Annotated in this window: 2 rRNA genes (1 of these 2 cut by a window edge); both read left to right on the forward strand. The window is 61.2% G+C overall.

Annotated elements, in window-relative coordinates:
* Positions 1 to 694, forward strand: a 16S ribosomal RNA gene (locus tag ACW4QM_RS11375); the annotation flags it as partial.
* A gap of 290 nt (positions 695 to 984) precedes the next feature.
* Positions 985 to 2,500, forward strand: a 23S ribosomal RNA gene (locus ACW4QM_RS11380); it runs 1,449 nt beyond the window's last position.

Consider the following 2,500-nt stretch of genomic DNA (forward strand, 5'->3'; position numbering starts at 1 on the left):
TCCCCCCGTGCCGCAGCCAACGCATTAAGCGCCCCGCCTGGGGAGTACGGCCGCAAGGCTAAAACTCAAAGGAATTGACGGGGGCCCGCACAAGCAGCGGAGCATGTGGCTTAATTCGAAGCAACGCGAAGAACCTTACCAGGGCTTGACATGCGAGTGAAGCCGCGGAGACGCGGTGGCCGAGAGGAGCTCGCGCAGGTGGTGCATGGCTGTCGTCAGCTCGTGTCGTGAGATGTTGGGTTAAGTCCCGCAACGAGCGCAACCCCCGTCCCGTGTTGCCAGCATTGAGTTGGGGACTCGCGGGAGACTGCCGGCGTCAAGCCGGAGGAAGGTGGGGACGACGTCAAGTCATCATGCCCCTTATGCCCTGGGCTGCACACGTGCTACAATGGCCGGTACAGAGGGTTGCCACCCCGCGAGGGGGAGCGGATCCCGGAAAGCCGGTCCCAGTTCGGATCGCAGGCTGCAACCCGCCTGCGTGAAGTCGGAGTTGCTAGTAATCGCGGATCAGCATGCCGCGGTGAATACGTTCCCGGGCCTTGTACACACCGCCCGTCACACCACCCGAGTCGTCTGCACCCGAAGCCGCCGGCCGAACCCTTCTGGGGCGGAGGCGTCGAAGGTGTGGAGGGTAAGGGGGGTGAAGTCGTAACAAGGTAGCCGTACCGGAAGGTGCGGCTGGATCACCTCCTTTCTAGGGAGATAACCTAGAGCCGTTCTCATCCTCCCCAGCATCCGGCTGCGAGGGCTCCGAGCGAGAGCCCCGCGCACCTTGACAGTTGCATAGCGCGTGACATGAAAATGTCAACATGATCAACACCAACATCAATTTCCTAAGCTGATTAGGTTCTTGAGGGTGCTCGCATCATGGAATAGACGATTCATCACGATCGCGAACGTATGTTATACGACGGAATAAATTCTCATTTATATCCAACGGACGAAACCATTAGAAGTAATTACTTCTTTGGCGACCTAGGTAATGGACAAGATATCTAGGGCGCACGGCGGATGCCTTGGCACAGGAAGTCGACGAAGGACGCGGCAAGCTGCGATAAGCCCCGGGGAGTGGCAAACACACCTTGATCCGGGGATCTCCGAATGGGGGAACCCAGCAGGGGTCATGCCCTGCTACCCACGCCTGAATCAAATAGGGCGCAGGGAGGCAACCGGGGGAACTGAAACATCTAAGTACCCCGAGGAAGAGAAATCAACCGAGATTGCGCGAGTAGCGGCGAGCGAAAGCGCACCAGCCCAAACCCGGGCGCGTGTAAGCGGCAGGCGTTGCCGCCCGGGGGTTGCGGGACGCACGTCACGGAGCTGCCCTCCGTGGAGTGGTTACAAAGGAGTCGGGTAGCGGAACGGCATGGAAGGGCCGGCCGCAGCGGGTGAGAGCCCCGTACGCGAAACCCGTCTCCCCACTGTTGCGCATCCCGAGTAGGGCCGGGCACGTGAAACCCGGTCCGAAGCCGGGGGGACCACCCTCCAAGGCTGAACACTCTCCTGTGACCGATAGCGAACCAGTACCGTGAGGGAAAGGTGAAAAGCACCCCGAGAGGGGAGTGAAACAGTACCTGAAACCGTGCGCCCACAAGCAGTCGGAGCAGCCTTTGCGCTGTGACGGCGTGCCTTTTGTAGAATGAGCCAGCGAGTTGCGGTGTGCGGCGAGGTTAAGTTTGGAAACGAGCCGCAGCGAAAGCGAGCCTTTAAGATGGCGAGTGAGTCGCACGCTGCAGACGCGAAGCCGGGTGAGCTATCCTGGGGCAGGCTGAAGCGGGGGTAAGACCCCGTGGAGGGCCGAACCCACTTCGGTTGAAAACGGAGGGGATGACCCCAGGATAGGGGTGAAAGGCCAATCAAACCCGGAGATATCTCGTTCTCCCCGAAATAGCTTTAGGGCTAGCCTCGGCCGTTAACCCGCGGTGGTAGAGCCACCGGATCGACGAGGGGGCTTCACCGCCTACCGACTCGAACCGAACTCCGAATGCCGCGGGTCGAGAGGCCGGGAGTCAGAGGGCGTGGGCTAAGCTGCGCGCTCGAGAGGGAAACAGCCCAGACCGCCCGCTAAGGTCCCCAAGTCATCGCTGAGTGGCAAAGGATGTGCGTCTGCCCAGACAACCAGGATGTTGGCTTAGAAGCAGCCATGCATTTAAAGAGTGCGTAACAGCTCACTGGTCGAGTGGACATGCGCCGACAATTCACGGGGCTAAGCGATGCACCGAAGCGGCGGACTGAGAATTCAGTGGTAGGGGAGCTCTCCGCGGGGGGCGAAGCAGCAGGGCGACCTGCTGTGGACCGCGCGGAGGTGAGAATGCTGGCATGAGTAACGAGACCAGGGCGAGAAACCCTGGCGCCGTGAGCCTAAGGGTTCCTGGGCGAGGCTAATCCCCCCAGGGTCAGTCGGGAGCTAAGGCGAGGCCGAGAGGCGTAGCCGATGCGCAGCGGGCAGACATTCCCGCACCGCCGACGGCGCGGCATTACCGATGGGGCGACGGAGAAG

The organism is Adlercreutzia sp. CNCM I-6207, assembly GCF_977072305.1.